Source organism: Labrenzia sp. R5_0, assembly GCF_017743835.1.
Taxonomy (GTDB): Bacteria; Pseudomonadota; Alphaproteobacteria; order Rhizobiales; family Stappiaceae; genus Roseibium; species Roseibium algicola.
The window spans coordinates 1,869,019-1,889,582 of record NZ_JAGHRK010000001.1 but is presented as its reverse complement, the minus strand read 5'-3'; the positions used below and the strand labels follow the sequence as shown (position 1 = coordinate 1,889,582).

At 56.5% G+C, this 20,564-nt stretch carries 20 protein-coding genes; 11 read left to right on the top strand and 9 right to left on the bottom strand.

The annotated features are described in order from the left end of the window. Window positions 1–4: 4 nt before the first annotated feature. A complete protein-coding gene (locus tag J7447_RS08630; protein ID WP_022998641.1) occupies window positions 5–961 on the bottom strand; it encodes an AEC family transporter in 957 nt (318 codons plus the stop codon). Between the two features lie 225 nt (window positions 962–1,186). Here J7447_RS08630 and J7447_RS08625 point away from each other — a divergent pair, with 225 nt between their 5' ends. The 3 genes from J7447_RS08625 (at window position 1,187) to hspQ (ending at window position 3,701) form a co-directional block, all read left to right on the top strand. Then, window positions 1,187–2,152, top strand: coding sequence for a lysophospholipid acyltransferase family protein (locus J7447_RS08625; protein WP_168686843.1), 966 nt, complete (start codon window positions 1,187–1,189; stop codon window positions 2,150–2,152). Between the two features lie 82 nt (window positions 2,153–2,234). Further along, window positions 2,235–3,275, top strand: coding sequence for a CoA ester lyase (locus J7447_RS08620; protein ID WP_209169324.1), 1,041 nt, complete (start codon window positions 2,235–2,237; stop codon window positions 3,273–3,275). Window positions 3,276–3,377: 102 nt separating this feature from the next. Then, window positions 3,378–3,701: a heat shock protein HspQ gene (gene hspQ / locus J7447_RS08615; protein ID WP_022998644.1), complete on the top strand. Its 324-nt coding sequence runs from the start codon at window positions 3,378–3,380 to the stop codon at window positions 3,699–3,701. A 101-nt stretch (window positions 3,702–3,802) separates the two neighbouring features. On the opposite strand, the gene J7447_RS08610 is transcribed toward hspQ, so the two are convergent. Further along, window positions 3,803–4,414: an invasion associated locus B family protein gene (locus J7447_RS08610; protein ID WP_022998645.1), complete on the bottom strand. Its 612-nt coding sequence runs from the start codon at window positions 4,412–4,414 to the stop codon at window positions 3,803–3,805. A gap of 265 nt (window positions 4,415–4,679) precedes the next feature. On the opposite strand from J7447_RS08610, the gene J7447_RS08605 reads away from it, so the two are divergent. The 4 genes from J7447_RS08605 (at window position 4,680) to J7447_RS08590 (ending at window position 10,197) form a co-directional block, all read left to right on the top strand. Then, window positions 4,680–6,551, top strand: a complete 1,872-nt coding sequence (locus J7447_RS08605) for an extracellular solute-binding protein (protein ID WP_286188996.1) — start codon at window positions 4,680–4,682, stop codon at window positions 6,549–6,551. A 24-nt stretch (window positions 6,552–6,575) separates the two neighbouring features. Continuing rightward, on the top strand, window positions 6,576–8,207 hold the full coding sequence (locus J7447_RS08600) for a class I adenylate-forming enzyme family protein (RefSeq protein ID WP_077292865.1): 1,632 nt from the start codon (window positions 6,576–6,578) through the stop codon (window positions 8,205–8,207). 154 nt (window positions 8,208–8,361) lie between these two features. After that, the gene (locus tag J7447_RS08595; protein ID WP_209169323.1) at window positions 8,362–9,402 is read left to right on the top strand and encodes a hypothetical protein; all 1,041 of its coding nucleotides are present in this window, start codon (window positions 8,362–8,364) and stop codon (window positions 9,400–9,402) included. A gap of 120 nt (window positions 9,403–9,522) precedes the next feature. Then, window positions 9,523–10,197, top strand: a complete 675-nt coding sequence (locus J7447_RS08590; protein ID WP_209169322.1) for a DsbA family oxidoreductase — start codon at window positions 9,523–9,525, stop codon at window positions 10,195–10,197. 75 nt (window positions 10,198–10,272) lie between these two features. On the opposite strand, the gene eno is transcribed toward J7447_RS08590, so the two are convergent. Continuing rightward, entirely contained in the window at window positions 10,273–11,547 is a 1,275-nt protein-coding gene (gene eno, locus J7447_RS08585; RefSeq protein ID WP_031268504.1) for a phosphopyruvate hydratase, read from the bottom strand. Between the two features lie 140 nt (window positions 11,548–11,687). Continuing rightward, window positions 11,688–12,536, bottom strand: coding sequence for a 3-deoxy-8-phosphooctulonate synthase (gene kdsA, locus J7447_RS08580; protein WP_062488766.1), 849 nt, complete (start codon window positions 12,534–12,536; stop codon window positions 11,688–11,690). 393 nt (window positions 12,537–12,929) lie between these two features. Here kdsA and galU point away from each other — a divergent pair, with 393 nt between their 5' ends. From galU to J7447_RS08565, 3 genes are all read left to right on the top strand, one after another. Further along, a complete protein-coding gene (galU, locus tag J7447_RS08575; RefSeq protein ID WP_022998652.1) occupies window positions 12,930–13,823 on the top strand; it encodes a UTP--glucose-1-phosphate uridylyltransferase GalU in 894 nt (297 codons plus the stop codon). 112 nt (window positions 13,824–13,935) lie between these two features. Beyond that, window positions 13,936–15,240, top strand: coding sequence for a nucleotide sugar dehydrogenase (locus J7447_RS08570; protein ID WP_209169321.1), 1,305 nt, complete (start codon window positions 13,936–13,938; stop codon window positions 15,238–15,240). A 185-nt stretch (window positions 15,241–15,425) separates the two neighbouring features. Next, window positions 15,426–15,860, top strand: coding sequence for a DUF4864 domain-containing protein (locus tag J7447_RS08565; RefSeq protein WP_022998654.1), 435 nt, complete (start codon window positions 15,426–15,428; stop codon window positions 15,858–15,860). Between the two features lie 36 nt (window positions 15,861–15,896). Here the strand turns inward: J7447_RS08565 and tgt are convergent, their stop codons facing one another. The 5 genes from tgt to coaD form a co-directional block, all read right to left on the bottom strand. Next, window positions 15,897–17,051, bottom strand: a complete 1,155-nt coding sequence (gene tgt / locus J7447_RS08560; protein ID WP_209169320.1) for a tRNA guanosine(34) transglycosylase Tgt — start codon at window positions 17,049–17,051, stop codon at window positions 15,897–15,899. A gap of 9 nt (window positions 17,052–17,060) precedes the next feature. Beyond that, window positions 17,061–18,134, bottom strand: coding sequence for a tRNA preQ1(34) S-adenosylmethionine ribosyltransferase-isomerase QueA (queA, locus tag J7447_RS08555; RefSeq protein WP_168686850.1), 1,074 nt, complete (start codon window positions 18,132–18,134; stop codon window positions 17,061–17,063). A 193-nt stretch (window positions 18,135–18,327) separates the two neighbouring features. After that, window positions 18,328–18,801 carry a peptidylprolyl isomerase gene (locus J7447_RS08550; RefSeq protein WP_022998657.1) on the bottom strand — a complete coding sequence of 158 codons (474 nt, stop codon included), beginning with the start codon at window positions 18,799–18,801 and terminating at the stop codon, window positions 18,328–18,330. 44 nt (window positions 18,802–18,845) lie between these two features. Next, window positions 18,846–19,385, bottom strand: a complete 540-nt coding sequence (locus J7447_RS08545; protein ID WP_022998658.1) for a peptidylprolyl isomerase — start codon at window positions 19,383–19,385, stop codon at window positions 18,846–18,848. Window positions 19,386–19,425: 40 nt separating this feature from the next. Beyond that, window positions 19,426–19,932: a pantetheine-phosphate adenylyltransferase gene (gene coaD / locus J7447_RS08540; RefSeq protein ID WP_022998659.1), complete on the bottom strand. Its 507-nt coding sequence runs from the start codon at window positions 19,930–19,932 to the stop codon at window positions 19,426–19,428. Between the two features lie 165 nt (window positions 19,933–20,097). Here coaD and J7447_RS08535 point away from each other — a divergent pair, with 165 nt between their 5' ends. After that, window positions 20,098–20,514: a hypothetical protein gene (locus J7447_RS08535; protein ID WP_022998660.1), complete on the top strand. Its 417-nt coding sequence runs from the start codon at window positions 20,098–20,100 to the stop codon at window positions 20,512–20,514. Window positions 20,515–20,564 lie beyond the last annotated feature (50 nt).

Sequence of the window (20,564 nt, the reverse complement as noted above, 5' to 3'; positions counted from 1 at the left end):
TTTTCTAGCCACCGGTTGGAAGGAAACCGCTCGTCAGCGCCCAGATGAAACCGGTAACAGTGACGATCGACAAGGCCGTTCCTATCAGTACGAAGCTCGACGCCCGCTGGACATACGTCCCATATTGCTGCGCGATAACAAAGACGTTTGTCGCCGGCGGCAAGCAGGACATCAGAACCGCGGTTGCGATCCAGTTGGGATCGAAGCCGCCAAGCCAGGTCAGAAGCAGAAAAATCAGGATCGGGTGCAGCAGCAACTTCACACCCAGCACCAGTGGCAGTTCCAGCGGTATCCGACCGATCGGACGAAGCGCAATGCTGACGCCCATGGCAAAGAGGGCGCAAGGTGCTGCCGCATTGCTGAGATAGCGCAGAAGCGTATCTATCGCTTGAGGTGGCTTGACCTCAAGCGCGGCGGCGAAGACGCCGGCAATCGTTGCCAGGATGAACGGATGGGTGAAGATCCTGACCACAATCTTCTTCAAGGTCCCAAGGATCGATTCTTCTTCGGTACCGGCCAATGCCATCATCAGCGGTGCCAGAATGAACATCAGCGCATTGTCAAAGGCCAGGATGAGCGCGGTCGGTACGGTTGCCTGCTCACCCAGAACTGCCAGCGTCAGCCCCGGCCCCATGTACCCGATGTTGGAATAAGCCCCGGCAATGCCCAGGATCGTGGATTCGCCGATGTTGCCGCGTGTTGCGACCACACCTATGCAGAAGGAGATCGCGAACACGATGTAGGTCGTGAAGGTCGTGGCGGTAATGTAGGACGCGTTTGCGAGCTCTTCGATCGGTGTCTCAGACAACAGACGGAAGAAGAGCGCCGGAAGGGCCAGGTAGATCACGAAGAAGTTCATCCAGCTCAGGCCTGCCTCGGGCAGGTTCTTGATCTTGCCGGCACCGAAGCCGAGAAGGATCAGTCCGAAAAACGGAAGAGCCAGTGAAATGACGTTCTGCATTCAAATACCAAAGATGAAGACGACGCGCTGTATCGCGGTTGGTTGGGTTTGAAGGCGCTTGCATCTTGCGCCTGGCTTGGATATGGACGCGTGACTTGGAGGTCACCTCGGTGATCCGCATTCCAATCAGGTCTGAGGGCGCATCGCAAGGCCCCAATCAGTCGGACAAGGTCGGAAGTGCCCTCTTTTCAGGACGGGCGGACAACATGAAAGCATTCGGTCGTAATGTCCCGCAAAAAAAAGCAGCGTAAACACCCGAAGCTCACAGCTGTGCAAAACCGGGTGGAGGGCTTTGCGCTGACGGTAGCCATCTGGCTGTTCCGCCTGATCCCCGTGGACGTTGCCTCCTATGTCATGGGCGCCTTCTGGCGTCGGCTGGCACCGTTCAATCCCAGACACAAGCGTGCTCTGCGCCACTTGAAGAAGGCCTTTCCGGGCATGCGGCGCGCGGAACGAGAACTGATTGTGCGTGGAATGTGGGAGAACCTCGGCCGCGTGGCAGCCGAAACTTTCCACATCGACCGACTTCTGAAACAGGACTACCGGTTTGAAGCAGTTGCGGATGAAATCACCGAACAGGTTCTGAACGGCGAGCGTGCCTGTTTGTTCGTTTCATTCCACAGCGCAAACTGGGAATTGTGTGTTCAGCCCGCCGTCCGGCGCGGTATCGAGATAACGGGCGTCTATCAGGCTCTGCGCAATCCGGAGGCCGACAAGGCCCTGCAGGCACTGAGGAAAGACCTCTACAAAGGTGGTCTTTTGTCGAAAAGCCACCAGACCGCTCGCAAGATCCTGGCGACCCTTAAAAGCGGCGGTATCGTCGCGATGATGGGAGATCTCAGGGAAACGCGCGGTGTGCAGGTGCCCTTTTTCGACCAGATGGCTTACGCCACGCCGGTCCCGGCTTCGCTCGCCCGGTCCTGCAACGTGCCGATTGTTCTTGGCCGGGTCGTGCGCAAGAAAGGTGTGCATTTCCGGATTGAGGCCCAGGCCGTCGAAGTGCCTGTAACGGATGACAGGCAGGCGGATATCGAGGTCGCGACCGCCAGGATCCACGCAATTTTCGAAAGCTGGATCCGCGAACACCCCGAACAATGGATGTGGATCCACAAGAAGTGGGCGCCTCCAGGTAAAACGTCTGCCCAGAAACAGGCCCGGCGCGCAGCAGCGGCTCGTCTGGAAGACGATTAAGCCTGTTCTCCTTTCGGGGTATGGTTGCAGCGCAGCATTGACGTTATAGCTATTCCTCAAACTGGTGGAGGACAGCTGTTTCATGAAAACCCCAAACGCATTCTACAAGCCGCTCGCAATCGGCGCGCCGGACCCGTATCGCGAGCTTCCCGTCTCGCTGGAGCGCATGATCCATTTCGTCCCTCCGCATATTGAAAAGATGCGGTCCAAGGTGCCGGATCTGATCAAGAACGTCGATGTCGTACTCGGCAACCTTGAAGATGCAATCCCCGCCGATGCCAAGACCGATGCCCGCAGGGGCTTCATTCAGATGGCGCAGGACAATGACTTCGGAACCACTGGCCTGTGGACCAGGGTAAATTGCCTCAACAGCCCCTGGTTTCTCGACGACCTGCTTGAAATCGTTCCGGCGGTCGGAGAAAAACTCGACGTGGTGATGCTTCCCAAGGTGGAAGGCGCCTGGGACATTCATTATCTCGACCAACTGCTTGCGCAGCTTGAAGCCAGGGCTGGTCTTTCCAAGCCGATCATGATCCACGCCATTCTGGAAACGGCTGAAGGCGTCAAGAACGTCGAAGAGATTGCAGCGGCCAGTCCACGGATGCATGGCATGAGCCTGGGACCGGCAGACCTTGCGGCTTCCCGCGGTATGAAAACAACACGTGTGGGCGGCGGCCATCCCGACTATGCGGTTCTTTCAGATGCTGATGGCATAGGTGGTAGAACCGCATATCAGCAGGATCTCTGGCATTACACGGTCGGAAAGATGGTCGATGCCTGCCTGTCTTACGGCCTGAAGCCCTTCTACGGCCCCTTTGGTGATTTTTCCGATGCAGCGGCCTGCGAAAGCCAGTTCCGTAATGCATTCCTGATGGGCTGCCTTGGCGCGTGGTCCCTGCATCCGACGCAAATCCAGATCGCGAAGAAGGTTTTCTCTCCGGATCCGGGCGAAGTCGCCTTTGCCCGCAAGATCCTTGAAGCGATGCCGGACGGAACCGGAGCCGTGATGATCGACGGCAAAATGCAGGATGACGCCACCTGGAAGCAGGCAAAGGTGATCGTCGATCTTGCAAAACTGGTTGCATCCAAGGACGCGGAACTCGCGGAGGTCTACGGCCTTTAGACTTTCGCAAGGCTCGTCGTCTAAGGTTTAATGTTACAATGCTTGCACGCCGGCTGCCGACACGGTATCCCGGCAGTGCATGCAGTATGCGGGCGAGTAACCATGCGAACGGCAAAATTCAGAATTGGCCAGGTCGTCCGGCACCGGATCTACCCCTTCCGTGGCGTTATTTTCGATGTCGATCCGACCTTCAGCAATACGGAAGAATGGTGGAACGCCATCCCGGAGGACGTGCGTCCTTTACGTGACCAGCCGTTCTATCATCTCCTCGCCGAGAACGAGGAGACCGAATATGTGGCCTATGTCAGCGAACAGAACCTGGAAGCGGATATGACCGGTGAACCGGTGCGCCATCCGCAAGTTGAAGAGATTTTCGAGGAACAGACTGACGGCTCATATCTGCCGCGCAGCGTAGAGATCCACTAATCGTCCCAATTCCCGGCGATATTCAGTCTTGATCTTCAAATACAAAAAAAGGCCGGAACTTTCACAGTTCCGGCCTTCTTCATTTCTGGCAAAGCAGCCTGTTACTGGCTTTGCTTCTGAGCGTCGATCAGCTTCTGACGCGCTTCGTCAGCGCGCTTCTGCAATTCGCTCTGCAGTTCTTCCTGACGCTTTTGCAGCTCGGCAATGTTCATCGGCTCGCCGTCGTAAACCTTGGTGAAGCCGATCAGGGTCATCTTGAAGACGATTTCCTTGGCTTGCTGGTTATACGGAGCCACAATCACCTCACCGCCCTGCTTCATGGTGTTGATGAACGAGTCATCAATCGCCAGTTCTGCGTAGCAGGCATTGGGTGCGCAGATGCTGTACTTGCCCTGTACGGGCTTGCCATCATCGATCTGGATACGCACACCCGGCTGGATAAGAACGCCGGTCGGTACAGCGACCAGCAGTTTCTTGCGGGCTTCGCCCTCAGTTTCCTGAATAGCAATGTTACTCAGGAACTGTCCGGTATTTGTGCGCAATTCAATCGAAATAAAGCAGATTTCCTTCTGCGTGTTCGGATTGGTGTTACACGCTTTCGTCCATGGGCTTTTTTCTTCCTGGGCGATTGCGGGTGCACCTGCAAAAGAAGATAGGGCTACGAACGCACCTACTGCACATCCGAACAATCCTCTTTTCAAAACACTCGTCATCGATACGTCCTCAATCGTGCGTGTACGAAACTTTCGCGTTGTTCTGAGCCATTCCGGAACCAACCGCAAGGCCCGTAACGACATTCAAACCGTGAAACCATGGTAAGACACTTAATTTGGGCGAGAGGGTGGCCGATTTGCAACGCACCCCTGTCAGCGAATTGAAACCTGAATATCTTGCGGTTTGTTGCTTGTCCCGGGCGCGTCCGTGGGAACCCTGTGCTACTGTAATCGCTGAGAATCAACAGAATCTCCGGCGGTGGTGATGCGTAGTTCGATAGTTTCCGGTCTTCTTTTTCATGCCGGCAAGGCGATCGGTTTGGCAACCTCGTCTGCATGCCTGCTTGCCTTGACAATCAGCCTGCCCGCCAGCGCGGACGATGAAAATGTCCCCTGGACGCATGCCATCGCCATGCACGGGACACCTGCACTTGGACCTGACGAACCCTTTCCCTATGCCAACCCCGATGCGCCCAAGGGCGGCACAATCACGCTTGGTGTACAGGGAACCTTCGACAGCCTGAATTCCTTCATTGTACAGGGCGGCTGGACCTCGGCACGTGGAATGCGCGAACGCGAATTCGGCAACAACATTCTGGAAAGCCTGATGGTCCGCTCCTATGCGGAACCCTTTTCCCTTTACGGTCTTCTGGCGCAACGTGTGCGCATGCCGGACAGCCGGGAGTGGATCGAGTTCGAGCTTAATCCGGATGCAAGGTTTTCCGACGGGACGCCAGTCACAGTCGATGATGTCATCTTTTCTCTGGAAGTGATCCGCGACAAGGGGCGCCCGCCCTATCGAAACTGGTATGCGGCTATCACCGAAAAGCAAGTCACCGCACCGAACCGGCTGAAGCTGGTATTCGAAAACGGTGAAAACCGCGAACTGCCGCTGTTGATCGCGTTGGCTCCAATTTATTCCAAGGCAGCCACGGATGCGGAGAATTTCGACAAATCGTCGTTGAACCCGCCAACCGGCACAGGGCCGTACACCTTCAAGACGATTGAGCCAGGCAGGCTCGTCGTTTATGAGAAGAACCCGGACTATTGGGCCAAGGACCTGCCTGTCAAAGCCGGCTTCGACAACTTCGACGAGATCCGGGTAGAATATTTCCGCGACGAGACGACCTTGCAGGAATCCTTCAAGAAGGGCCTGGTCCAGGCGTTGCAGTTCCGGGATCCTGCCCGTTGGGCAACGGGGCTTGATTTTCCGGCAGTGAAAAATGGCGATGTTCTCAAGCGGGCAATTCCGCTCGGGATTCCCGCCGCCATGCAGGGCATCGCATTCAACACCCGCAAAGACCAGTTCTCCGACCCGGCCGTGCGCAAGGCCTTGCGCATGCTGTTCGATTTTGAATGGGTGAACCGCAATCTCTACTACGGCCTTTATACACGCACGGCAGGGTACTGGGACAATTCCGAGCTTTCATCGATCGGACGTCCGGCAAGCGACCGGGAAAAGGAATTGCTGGCTCCCTTCCCTGACGCCGTCGATCCCGAGGTGATGGACGGCACCTGGCGTCCGGCGGAAGCGGACGGTTCAGGACGTGACAGAAAAGTGCTGCGGGCAGCGCTGGAAGCCTTCGGAAAGGCCGGTTACAGGCTCAAGGACGGAAAGCTCCTGCACTCCGAAAACGGCAATCAGCTTTCCTTTGAAATTCTTGCCAAGAATGAGGACGAAGAAAAGCTGGCTCTTGCCTATATCCGTACTCTTGAGTTGCTCGGCGTATCCGCAAGCGTACGCAGTGTAGATCCGTCGCAATTCGAAGACCGCAGGACGAAACGCGAGTTTGATATGGTCTTCAACACCTGGTTCTCCTCGCTGTCCCCTGGCGCTGAGCAATATGGACGCTGGTCGTCAAAAGCAGCGGAAACGGAAGGATCCTTCAACTTTGTGGGCGCACATGAACCGGCGATCGATGCGATGATCGACGAGATTGTCGGTGCAAGGAGCCGCGACGAATTCGTGGCTGCCGTTCGCGCATTCGACCGCGTTTTGATTTCGGGAGCCTACGCGGTCCCGCTTTATCATGTCGCGGACGATTGGGTGGCGCACTGGAAGCAGATCGTTCCGCCGCAAAACGAGTCGCTTTACGGCCACGAGTACGACACCTGGTGGTCGGCCACGGCGCAATAATCGGACCAATGGACGAAAAACAAGATGAAAGCCACGCCTGAAAGCCTGTCCACGGAGTATCATGAGAGCGGAGCCTGGTCCGATGTGCCGCTTGATGAAATGTTCCGCAAGACAGCCGCAGAACACCCCGACCGGCTTGCGCTGGTTGATGCTCCCGACAGGGCTACCTGGACAGGTGGTGCTCCCCGAGCGTTGAGTTATGCCGAAGCCGATCGGGAAATTGATCGTCTTGCCGCTTTCTACACCACCGTCGGGTTGTCATCCGATCATGTCGTCGGTGTCCAGGCTCCCAACACAGTCGATACCGTAATCGCGATCCTGGCAGCCCTGCGAGCAGATCTGATCATTTCTCCCTTGCCATTGCACTGGCGGCAGAAGAACGTTTTGGAAGCCTTGAACTCCATAGGCGCCAAGGGATTTGTCGCGGCTGACCGGGTAGAAACACGCGAAGTTGGTGTTGCCGCACGCGATGTTGCTGCAGACCTGTTCTCGTTGCGGTTTGTTTTCGGCCTTGGCAAGGACGTTCCCGATGGTTTGATCGAATTGGGACCGATGCTTGCCGAAATGGGTGACGATCTGAAGTTCACTCCGAGTGAGCGCCCTGATCCGGCTGACCACACTGCGACCATCTGCTGGAGCCGAAGCGGAGAGGAAAACGTTCCGGTTACACGCTGCCATAACCATTGGGTATCGGTCGCACATATGATCGTGCAGGAAGCTCATGTGCGCGATGCCAGCGTGATGGTCCTCCCCTATTCGCTTAGTGGCTTGACCGGCCTGGGCGGAGGACTGGTTCCCTGGTTGCTCACCGGCGGCACCTTGCATCTGCACCACCCGACTTCACTTGCCAATCTTGCCGCTCATGCCAACGAGGTTCAGGCGGATATCGTCATGACACCCGGGCCATTGGCACAGACGCTCGACCGTAAACTTGAAAACACCAAGACGACGCTACTTGCAGCCTGGAATATTGCGGCCCCGCACCCGACGACTTTCGTTGCGCGGCGCCGTCTGATCGATCTTCACATCGCTGACGAATTCGCACTTGTTGCCAAGGCGCGAGGTCCCTCGGCGAAGATGAAGGCCACCGCGCTGGGAAAGCATAGCGGGCCGATCGGGTGTGAAAGCGGGCCAGCCCTTCTTGAGATTGCGGTCACCGACGAGGTGGATACGCAAGCTCCAACGCTTCTGGTCAAGGGACCAATGGTTCCCGATGTCGGATGGCGAACAATCAATGGTGACCAGCGGCGAGTCCGCTGGGAAGGAACCGGTTTTCTGAATACCAACATCAAGGTTGAACTGACGGATGGCGGCATCGCAGGTTTCGGTATCCCGGGCCACTATGCCCTTGGCACCGGCAACCTTGAAACGGTGGATGTTGTCTACGCAGGGTACCCGGGCGTCAAGGAAGCTGCTGCCTTCATAGTGGAAGATCCTCTCCTCGGAGCCAGGATGTACGCAGCGCTTGTACCCGAGGCCGGAAACGTTCCAGATGCGGGTGCCTTTTTCGCGTATCTGGATGCCGAAGGCGTGGACCTTGCCAAGATCCCCCATCGTGTGTTGATTTTACAGTCTCTGCCGCGGAACGAGGATGGAACCATCAGCCGGGAAAGGCTGACCATGCGGACACAGCGATTGCCTGCTGCCGTGGCGTAGGTGGGGATAAGGAATGGATGTTGAAACCTCGCTTTCCTGGCGCGGCCCGTATTGGTATGCGGGACGTCGGCCAAGGCGGAGCAGCAATGGTGATGCGCCAGAAGATTTAGACGTTTCGCTTATCAGCATGTTCGACCGTCGCAGCAAGCTGCCCATGGCGCTGCCCGCAGCGATCGTGGTTGATATCAGCATCCTGGAAGACGACCGCAGAGACGAATTCTTTTCCTGGCTGCTTCCGCAAATCAGACTCCTTGCAAGTGAAGTCCCTTTCTACATCCTCACCGGCAGCGACGATATTCTGCCCCCCGGTCTGCAACCGACTGCAATCATCGACAAGGTCGTTCCCGATGAAGTCCTGCTGATGTTGATATGCATTCATCAGCGCGCATTGCTTCGGTCAGAGGAAGCCCAACTTCGCAGACGTATTTTTGGCAGAATTCCTGGTTTCGGGAGCGCTCCGCATCATTCAGGAACCAGCAGCCTGCTTGTCGTTGGCCTGAGCGGTCGGTTTCTGGAATGGCAGGACGCCAGTGAAGAAAAGGTCGAGGTTGTCGGTGCATTCGACGGCAGCATGGCCGTCGAATTCATGTCCAAGCGTGCATTTGACGCCGTGGTCATTGATGCGCCCTTTGAAGATGCCGTCGACTATATGCAGCAGATCCGCAGGGATGCCCGTTTCGCAGGGTTGCCGGTTCTGGCGGTCTGTGAGCGCGAGGAAGATCTCGTTCAACTGTTCCGAAACGGAGCTTCGGACGTGCTGGTTGGAGAAAACCGTAAGGAAACCCTCGCCCGCCGGCTCAACTCCGCCACTCGTTTCGGCAAGAGGCGCCGTCTTGCAGACAGGGTGCTTGCGGAAAGCCACATGTGGTTGCGCCAGCAGATCCATCAGGGCGGGCTTGGCGTTGAGGAATACACGAACTATCTCGAAGCCTGCAGCAATGGCCTTGCGGCGCGCGGCCTCGATCTTTGGGAAATGAGGCTTCAGCCTGAAAACTTCGGCATTGCGGTCACTTCCGCAGAAGAACTGGAAGACATCAACACGACCTTGCTATCCATCGCGGACGCCACGAGCCGGGACGAGGATCTTGTCTGCCTGGTGAAGGACTTCGGGCCGGTTGCCGTCTTGAAGAACGAGGCTGGCACGACAAGGCTGCAGAAGCGGATCAGCTCGATCCTCACACACACTGTTCTGTGAACAGACGCTGGTCTGTATGCGTCTTTTGTCTATTGCCTTAACACTGCCGCGAATTTGGGGTTGGCATATTTGTCAGAGTCTTTAGCCTGACAAAAATATCTCCAACGTTTTGGATGTCCGATGACCCTATCATCCGCCCTTACCGTCGATGTCGTATCCGATGTAATGTGCCCCTGGTGCTTCATTGGAAAAAGACGCCTTGAAGCGGCGTTGAAGTCGGTTCCGAAGCTCGATGTGCTGGTTCGTTGGCACCCCTTTCAGCTTGACGCCACCTTGCCGAAGTCTGGCAAGGACAGAAAACAGTATCTGAGCGACAAGTTCGGTGGTCTGGAGCGGGCGGACACGTTCTACAAACAAATCCGTGCAGCGGGACAGGAGGAAGGCATCAACTTTGCTTTTGATGATATCACCTTGTCGCCGAATACCCTTGATTGCCACAGACTGATCCTTTGGTCACGTGACGACGATCTTCAGGACGAAGTCGTGGAGCTTTTGTTCAAGGCCTATTTCCTGAACGGAGAAGATCTGACACGCCCCGAGGTTCTTGTGCGAATTGCCGAGGAAGCGGGGATGCAGTCCGATCTGGTGGAGCATCTGTTGGGAACCGAAACCGATCTCGACAAGGTCGAGGCCCAGATTGCCAATGCTCAAAAGTCCGGGATCACAGGTGTGCCATGTTTCATAATCGATGGCAGGTTTGTTCTGGCAGGTGCCGAAAAACCGGAAACAATTGCCGCAGCGCTTCTGCACGCCGACGAAACACGAACCGATCCACAAGCGGCAGTTTCCAATTAAAAGCAGCTTGAGTTGCCGAAACAAAAAAGCCCCGCACGAATGCGGGGCTTTTCTGATTTTGACGACCTGAAAAGGTCAGCCGCGCAGAATGGAACGGCCTGCATAAACCGCCTGTGCGCCCAGTTCTTCCTCGATACGGATGAGCTGGTTGTACTTTGCGAGCCGGTCGGACCGTGCGAGTGAACCGGTTTTGATCTGGCCGCAGTTGGTGGCAACCGCCAGGTCAGCAATGGTGCTGTCCTCGGTCTCGCCCGAGCGGTGGGACATCACAGCAGTGTAGGCTGCCTTGTGTGCGGTCTCGACGGCATCCAGCGTTTCGGACAGCGTACCGATCTGGTTGACCTTGATCAGGATCGAGTTGGCAACGCCGAGGTCGATACCCTTGCGCAGACGCTCGGAATTGGTGACAAACAGGTCGTCGCCGACCAGCTGGCACTTGTTGCCGATAAGGTCGGTCGTCGCTTTCCAGCCGTCCCAGTCGTCTTCTGCCAGACCGTCTTCGATCGAGATGATCGGGTAGCGGGAAACGAGATCGGCGAGATATTTTGCCATTTCCTCAGGAGCCAGCGTCTTGCCTTCACCTTCCAGCACATATTTGCCGTCCTTGAAGAACTCCGTCGATGCCGCGTCCAGTGCCAGGAAGACATCTTCGCCTGGCTTGTAGCCGGCGGTTTCGATCGCCTTCATGACGAAGCCGATAGCTGCGTCTGTTGATTCCAGATTGGGAGCAAAGCCGCCCTCATCGCCAACATTGGTGTTGTGACCGGCTGCGTTCAGTGCCTTTTTCAAGGTGTGGAAAATTTCAGAACCCATGCGCACGGCATCGCCAAGGGACTCGGCGCCGACCGGCATGATCATGAATTCCTGGAAATCGATCGGATTGTCGGCATGCGCGCCGCCATTGATGATGTTCATCATGGGAACCGGAAGCGTGCGTGCAGACGTGCCGCCGACATAGCGGTAGAGCGGCAGACCGGACGCCTGGGCAGCAGCGCGGGCAACCGCGAGCGATACGCCAAGTATGGAGTTGGCGCCAAGACGCGACTTGTTGTGAGTACCATCGAGATCGATCATGGCCTGGTCGATCTGAAGCTGATCTTCAGCGTCCAGACCGCCAACGGTCTCGAAGATTTCTCCGTTCACGGCATCAACTGCATTCTGGACACCCTTGCCCATGAAGCGGTCACCGCCATCGCGCAGTTCGACAGCTTCGTGTGCACCGGTGGAAGCTCCGGACGGAACGGCTGCCCGGCCGAAGGAACCGTCCTCCAGGAAAACGTCGACTTCAACGGTCGGGTTACCACGGCTGTCAAAGATCTGACGGCCGATAACATCGATAATGGCGGTCATGGAAAGAACTCCCTTGTCGCATGCACCTGAATTGACGGTCTGCCGGAGAAAATCCGGCCGTTTGGAAGCCGGAGTACCGGCGTTTTTCCGGAGCTCTTGCCCCTCAAAGGAAAGCCGCACACGGGTGCGGCTGAAATTGACTATTCTGCAGCAGCTGCGGGTGCCTTGACGACGTTGTCCAGTGCCTTCAACTGGGCCAGCAACGCTTCGAGTTGGTCGAGCGGCACCATATTCGGTCCATCGGACGGCGCGTTGTCCGGATCAGGGTGCGTTTCGATGAAGAGACCTGCAACACCCACGGCCACTGCAGCACGCGCAAGAACGGGTACCATAGTCCGGTCGCCGCCGGTGGAAGCGCCCTGCCCGCCCGGTTGCTGCACGGAATGTGTTGCATCAAAAATGACCGGCGCACCGGTCTGTGCCATGATCGGCAGGGAGCGCATATCGGTGACAAGCGTGTTGTAGCCGAAGCTAGCGCCGCGTTCGGTCAACATGACATTGGCATTGCCCGAACCGGTCACTTTCCCCAGAACATTTTTCATGTCCCAGGGCGCCAGGAACTGGCCTTTCTTGATGTTGACCACGCGGCCGGTCTTTGCTGCTGCCACAAGCAAGTCCGTTTGGCGGCAGAGGAATGCCGGGATCTGCAGGACATCGACAACTTCCGCAACCGGTGCGCATTGCTCGGGGCTATGCACATCGGTCAAGACCGGCATGCCGAATTTTTCCTTCACTTCGGCAAAGATCGGCATGGCTTCTTCCATGCCAACACCCCGTTTTCCTGCGAGAGATGTCCGGTTGGCCTTGTCGTATGAAGTCTTGTAAATGACGCCGATACCGAGACGATCCGTAATTTCCTTGATCGCGGCTGCGCATTCCAGTGCGTGTTCGCGGCTTTCAAGCTGGCACGGGCCGGCAATGAGGCTGAAAGGCGCATCATTGCTGAAGGTTACATTGCCAACGGAAACTACGCGGTTTGCCTCGGTCATTTTCCACCTTATGCCATGCGGTTGCCGCTTGAGCGCAGCAACTCGTTCAGGAAACAAGTCCGATCTCGGAACTTGCGGAGTTCCATAGCGCTCTTTTCGCCTGCCCGCAACATCGCTCTGGCGGAAAGCGGACAGGTCTTAAATCGATTTAAAAGTGTGTAGTCTCAGCCCGACATAAAATGATCACTTTGTCGAAGTTATTGCGTTAGTATTGCAGTGCACAAGCTTGCAACCGGCCAAAGACCTGAGGGTCCGGCTGATTGCCAGTTGGGCTAACTGCAACGTCGCGCCCGCGGACGATCTGAGTTTAGAACGTGTATTCGACGGCTCATGAGACTATTAGTGGGTAAAAGAAGATTGAGTTCGTATTTGTAGACCATCGGAAGGCCTGACATGAACAAGCCCATTCGCAAAGCGATCCTGCCCGTGGCAGGTCTTGGCACTCGGTTTCTGCCCGCGACCAAGGCAGTGCCGAAGGAAATGCTGACGATCGTTGACCGTCCGATCATCCAGTATGTGGTGGATGAAGCACGGGCCGCAGGTATCGAGCATATCGTTTTCGTCACCGGGCGAAACAAACAGGTTATCGAAGACCATTTCGATATGGCCTATGAGCTGGAAGATACCCTCAAGGCAAGAAACAAGACCGCTGCTCTGGAACTGCTTGAAAAGCACCGCCCGGTTCCGGGTGCCACTTCCTTCACCCGTCAGCAGGCCCCGCTTGGCCTCGGCCACGCTATCTGGTGCGCACGCGATATTATCGGCAACGAGCCCTTTGCCATTCTGTTGCCGGACGTCATCATTAAGTCTCAGGTCAGCTGCCTCAAGCAGATGGTAGACCTCTATCAAAATACGGGTGGCAACATCATCGCCGTGGAAGAAGTTCCCGAAGACCAGACAGATCAGTACGGCATTGTGGAACTCGACGGAGAACTCGGTGCAAATGCGCACAAGATCTCAAACATGGTCGAAAAGCCTGCCCCCGGTACGGCGCCTTCCAATTTGATGATCACCGGCCGCTACATTCTTCAGCCGGAAATTTTCGATCTTCTGTCCAACCAGGGCAAAGGTGCAGGTGGCGAGATCCAGTTGACTGACAGCATGCTGGCCTTGATGAAGGAACAGCACTTCGCTTCACTCAAGTTCGAAGGTCGGAGCTACGACTGCGGTAACAAGGCCGGCTTCCTGAGCGCCAATATCGCATTCGGCATGGACGATCCGAAACTTGCTCGGGAACTGGTTCCGTTCATGGAAGAGATCATTCGCAAGCCTTTGGCCGCCGAATAATCTGCGATCGTTTTCACTGCGGACTTGAAAAGGTTCGCCTGAAGCCTTTAGGAGTGGGCCGGGTCTTGCGCAAGACCCGGCCCTTTCCGTTTGCTCCAATCCCGGATGCCTCATGCACGACAATTCCATTCACTCCACCAAGATCGCGGTTATCGGTCTGGGTTATGTCGGTCTGCCCGTGGCGGTGGCCTTCGCTGCGAAGGGTTTTGACGTTCTCGGGTTCGATATCAACGAAAACCGCTTGAACGAGTTGCGCAGCGGTCAGGACAGCACGTCGTCTGTCGATGACGCGGATTTGCAGCAGGAAACGCTGGTATTTTCCAACAACGAAAAGGATCTGAGCGATAGGGATGTCTTGATCGTGGCCGTGCCGACACCTGTCGATCACGCCAAACGACCTGACCTTTCGCCTTTCAGAAACGCAGCGGCAACCGTCGGCCGCAATCTGAAACCAGGGGCCATCGTTGTCTTTGAATCAACCGTGTATCCGGGGGCAACCGAAGAGATTGCAGTTCCCGTCCTCGAGACGGAATCGGGGCTGCTCTTCAACAGGGATTTTGCCGTCGGTTATTCCCCGGAGCGCATAAATCCTGGCGATACCGAGCGAGGCTTTGCGGACATCACCAAAATCGTTTCGGGTTCCAGCCCGGAAACAGCCGAAACACTCAACACGCTCTATGGAGCCGTTGTCACGGCCGGCATTCACCTTGCCCCGTCGATCCGCGTAGCGGAAGCGGCGAAGGTGATTGAGAACACACAACGCGATCTCAATATCGCTCTCATGAACGAACTGGCGATGCTATTCCACCAGATGGGCATCGATACCCGGGACGTGTTGAAGGGGTCTTCGACCAAATGGAACTTCCTGCCATTCCAGCCGGGACTGGTCGGGGGGCACTGCATCGGTGTCGATCCCTATTACCTGACCCACAAGGCACACGAGATCGGCATGACACCTCAGGTTATTCTGGCGGGACGCGGTACCAACGAGGCAATGCCGGCATTTATTGCAGGCAAGATCATCCAGGAAAGCGTGAAGCTTGGCATGCCCATGCCTCCGAAAGTTGTCGTTCTCGGCATCACCTACAAGGCGAATGTGCCTGATACCCGTAATTCCAAGGTCGTTGATCTCATCAGGGAACTGGAAAAGTTTGGGGCACGTGTTCAGGTCTGTGATCCACTTGCACATCCCGATGAGGTTGCGGCCGAATATGGAATCACCCTCACCCGGGAAGAAGACCTTGATGCTGCGGATGTTGCCGTGCTTGCGGTCCCGCATCGGCATTTTTTCCAGGATGGAACCGGTTGGCAGGTCCTGAAAGACGTTCTGAAAGATCAACGCGGCCTAGTCGCTGATATACCGGCGCTTTTGGATCGCTCCACTTGTCCGGAGGGAATCCAGCTCTGGCGCCTTTGATTCTAAAGGACTATTTCCCGGTTTTGTTGTGCCGCGATACGCGACACGAAAATTCGCAGTTCAAGGTCTGCTGAAAAACGGATCAAACTGCCGGGAATTGCCGCAAGGGTTTGCTCGTATTTTAGCAATCTGAAAAGGGTTTGGAGCCGTATACTATTCGGGTTTCAGGAAAGGAGACACCGAACATGGCTCATGCTCGTTTCTGGAAGATGGTGGCGGTGGCCGGCGTCAGCGCGTTGCTGGCTACAGGGTCTGTCCGCGCCGAAGAAGGGCTCGACAGCAGTGCCTTTCACAAGATCATCAAAAATCAGATGAGTGCCTTTGCGACGGGTAATGCCCAGGCAGCCTTCTCGTTCGCAACCAGTTCCTTGCAACAGCGGTTTCAAACACCAGAGTTCTTCATGGAAATGGTGCGGCAAGGCTACCAGCCAGTTTACAAGCCTCAAAGCGTGACGTTCGGCCGGTCAAAAATGACCAAGCTCGGACCAACGCAGGAAGTCTATGTAACCGGCCCAAATGGTCAAAACTGGTTGGCTCTCTACAGTTTCGAGCAACAGGATGACGGCAGTTGGAAGATTTCCGGCTGCTATCTGACGAAAGCGGACGGATTTTCCGCCTAGTCAGTTTCAGCCTGAACCTGGATTGAGTGTGCCGGGTTACAGCGCGGCAATATCGCCGCGCGCCCAATCTTCCTTGGTCTTCGAGTAGAAGTCTTCGAACGACCCGGCTTCGATCGCGTCGCGCATGCCCTGCATCAGGTACTGATAGTAGGCGATGTTGTTCCAGGTGAGCAGCATGCCGGCCAGTCCTTCGCCTGAACGCACCAGATGGTGCAGATAGGCTCTGCTGTAGACGCTAGACGCGGGACAGGTGCTCGCCTCGTCGAGCGGGCGTGGGTCGTCCTGGTGACGGGCATTCTTGAGGTTAACCTTGCCGTAGCGCGTATAGGCGAGACCGTGACGTCCTGCGCGGGTCGGCATCACACAATCGAACTGATCAATGCCGCGCTTCACGCTTTCCAGAAGATCATCCGGTGTCCCAACGCCCATCAGGTAACGTGGCTTGTCCACCGGCATAACTGGCGTCGTGATGTCGAGCATGCTCAGCATGACGTCCTGAGGTTCACCAACCGCCAGACCGCCAACCGAATAGCCTTCAAACGGCATTTTGCCGAGTTCTTCTGCCGAGCGAATACGAAGGTCGGGTTGATCACCACCCTGAACGATACCGTAAAGCCCCTGCCCTTTCCCGGGGCCACCCATGGCTTCGAACTGGTTGCGAGAGCGTTCTGCCCATCTGAGAGACAGCTCCATTGCTCTTTGGACTTCTTCACGGGGGCTCGGCAACTTGATGCACTCGTCCAGCTGCATCTGGATATCTGACCCGAGGAGACCCTGTATCTCGACTGAACGCTCCGGTGTGAGATGGTACTTCTGACCGTCAATGTGGCTTTGGAAACGCACACCATCTTCATCCAGCTTCCGCAGCTGAGCCAGCGACATCACCTGGAACCCGCCGCTGTCGGTCAGGATCGTGTGAGGCCAGTTCATGAAGGTGTGCAGTCCACCAAGTCTCGCGACCCGTTCGGCAGTCGGGCGAAGCATCAGGTGATATGTATTGCCTAGAACCACGTCTGCACCGGTTTCACGCACCTGCTCCGGGTACATCGCCTTCACAGTTGCCTGAGTGCCCACCGGCATGAAAGCGGGTGTGCGCACGACACCGTGAGGCGTCGTGATTTCGCCGCGCCGCGCCGCGCCGTCCGTGGTGATCAGCTTGAAGCTGAAGGTCTTGCCGGTTTGTTCGGTCATGATTGGTCCTCAGACAGCGCCTTCCTGCGGGAATAGCAGGGAAGCGTCGCCATAGCTGTAAAAACGGTATTCCTGAGAAATAGCGTGTGCATAGGCACGCCGCATCGTGTCCAGACCCGAGAGAGCCGACACCAGCATGAACAACGTAGAACGCGGAAGATGGAAGTTGGTCATCAACGCGTCGATCGCCTTGAAACGGTAACCGGGCGTGATGAAGATCGAGGTTTCACCCGCAAAGGCGGCAATGGCGCCACTTGCCTGGGCGGAGCTTTCAAGGATCCGCAGGGATGTCGTGCCGACGCTGACAACCTTGTTACCCCTTGCCTTGACGGCTAAAAGTGCAGCGGCAGTCTCTTCGGAGATTTCGCCCCATTCTGCGTGCATCTTGTGATCTGCCGTGTCTTCCGCTTTTACCGGCAGAAAGGTGCCGGCTCCGACATGCAGTGTTACGCGGTGCTGTTCGATACCGCGCTCGCTCAATGCCTTGAGCAGTTCAGGCGTAAAATGAAGACCCGCTGTCGGTGCGGCAACGGCGCCGTCCTTTTCGGCAAATATCGTCTGATAGTCCTTGCGATCCTGGTCGTCTTCGCCACGCTTTTGCGCAATATACGGTGGCAAGGGTATGTGTCCAACGGATGCGATTGCAATGTCGAGATCAGGTCCGGACCGGTCGAAAGTCAGCAATACTTCACCGCTGTCGCCCTTTTCGGTCACTTCCGCCGTTAGCCGTGTGCCGAACCCTTCGAAAAGCACGGTATCGCCAACCTGCAACTTCTTTGCCGGCCGGACGAAGGCCTTCCAGCGGTCCGGCCCGGTGCGCATGTGCAGCGTCGCCCCGATGCCCGCGGTAATGTCTCCTCGCAGGCGTGTTCCTTCAAGCTGTGCGGGTATCACCTTGGTATCGTTGAAGACCAGCGCATCACCGGGCTCCAGCAACAGCGGCAATTCGCGAACCCCCGTGTCGGACAGTTCAGGTTCAGCACCTGGTTTAACGACAAGCATGCGAGCGGAATCACGTGGCCGAGCCGGGCGCAAGGCGATCCGCTCGTTGGGAAGAACAAAGTCGAATTGGTCGACGCGCATGGTGATTTGCTACTGACGGATCTCTGGAAGGTTTCGGGGTGCGGCGCCATTCCATCCAGAGCGGCAACCGGACTTTCAGTCAGCGGCTCTTACTGGCGACGGCGGAGCAGGTCAACCGTCTGAGGGTACATCCAAAACAAAACAGCGCGGATGACTGATCCGCGCTGCATCGTTAAAGCCACTTTCAGGTGGTTCAGGCCGCGTCGGCCGCCACTTTCAAGGAGACGATATTGTCCGGATTGGAAACCGGTTCGCCACGCTTGATCTTGTCGACATTGTCCATGCCTTCGATCACTTCACCCCAGACGGTGTACTGACCGTCGAGCCAGGGTGCATCGGTAAAGCAGATGAAGAACTGGCTGTCACCGGAGTTCGGGTCCATTGCGCGAGCCATGGAGCAGGTGCCGCGCACGTGCTTCTCGTTGCTGAATTCCGCTTTCAATTTCTTGCCGGAACCGCCAGTGCCAGTGCCCTGCGGGCAGCCGGTCTGTGCCATGAAGCCGTCGATTACGCGGTGAAACACGATGCCGTCGTAAAAACCTTCGCGAACCAGTTCCTTGATGCGTGCGACATGCGTCGGCGCGAGGTCCGGCTTTAGTTCGATAACAACCGGTCCCTGGCTGGTTTCCATGAGAAGGGTGTTTTCGGCGTCTTTGATTTCAGCCATCGAGTATCTCCTTGGGTATTTTCGAAATTGTAGTCGCGTGAACGTTATTGTGCGTCCGAGGCGACCTGCATCTTGATGATCTTGTCCGGATTTGCTGGCGGTTCGCCGCGGGTGATGTTGTCGACGAATTCCATACCGTCGACGACTTCACCGAATACGGTGTACTGGCCATTCAGCCAGTCGCCATCGCCGAACATGATGAAAAACTGGGAATTGGCGCTGTCCGGGCTAGCGGATCGTGCCATGCCGAGCGTGCCACGCTTGAACGGTGCGTTGGAAAACTCAGCCTTCAGGTTAGGTTCGCTGGAACGGCCCGTGCCGGTGCCCGTCGGGTCACCGGTCTGGGCCATGAAGCCGTCGATGACGCGATGGAAGACGATACCGTCGTAAAACCCTTCGCGGGAAAGCTTCTTGATCCGCTCAACGTGAGCCGGAGCAAGGTCCGGACGAAGCTGTATGACGACGCGTCCGTCCTTCAAATCGAGATAAATTGTGTTTTCCGGATCGGTGCCTTGGGCACTGGCGGCCGAAGGCAGGATCAGAAGTGAAGCCAGAACGGCAAAAATTGCAAAAAAGCGCGACACTGGAGACTCCTAAGGTTCAGGTCTAGAGCTTGGCTTTGAATTACGCGCCGGGTTTCGCGCGCGATCTCAATGGTTCGGCAACCGGTTCCGGCACAAAAGCGGAGATTTCTCCGCCCATCTTCGCGATTTGACGTACCAAGGTGGCCGTGATGTGGCGCACGTTCGGAGAAGCCGGAAGAAATACCGTGCGAATGTCCGGTTCCAGCGTGCCGTTCATGCCCGCCATCTGCATCTCGTAGTCAAGATCCGTCCCGTCCCGCAGACCGCGAACCAGGTAAGCGGCGTTTTGCTGGCGTGCCGTTTCGATGACCAGATTGTCGAAGGCGATGACATCAATCCGTTCAGCTTCCTCCGGAGTGAATTCCGAACGAGCCGAAGCATGGATCAATTCAACCCGTTCCTCGAAAGAAAACAGGGGAGACTTGCCGGGGTGAATGCCGATGGCAACCACCACCTTGTCCGCCAGCGCAAGCGACTGACGCAATATATCCATGTGGCCATTGGTGACGGGATCGAAGGATCCAGGATAAAGCGCAATACGATTCATGGCACCTTCCTTACTCTGCCTGCACCTGCCTAACAAGTAGAACGCAGGCATGAACGCGTCTTTTGCCAGTAACTGACATTGTGTGACGACCGTCACAACTCTCTTTGCAAACCTAGGTCAAAGTGGCTCCATCGAAATCAATTGGCGTGAGCAGGAGCCAGCATCATGAGGAGCACTACTACAATCGACCGGACCGCAACGGCTATCGCGGTACGTCCTTTCGCCTTTCAGGCGAAGGCAATCGATCCGGCCGGACAATTCAAGATGGCCGCTATTTTCGTTCTGGCGTTGTTGACGATGATTGCCGCAGGCATGATGAGCATGCACCCGAGCAAAGCGTCGCAGGCAGAAGGTCTGACCAGCCTGGCAACGCAGGGACTTGCTTCCACCAAGTCCGACCGCGCTGTGCAAATTCCGGCATCAAAAGCATGTGAAACTCAAGCTTGGGGCGCCTGGAGCGAAGACTGTGCAGCGGCACTGACCGGTGCGAACCGTGTACGCAACGTGTCCTTCGTCACCGTCGAAAAAACGGCACCCACCGTAAATGAAACAATTCTGGCCCGTTACCCTGTGGCCAACTGAGCTTCGTCTCAAACCTCCCTCCCCGTAACGGCAAACAGCGGCTCAGGTTC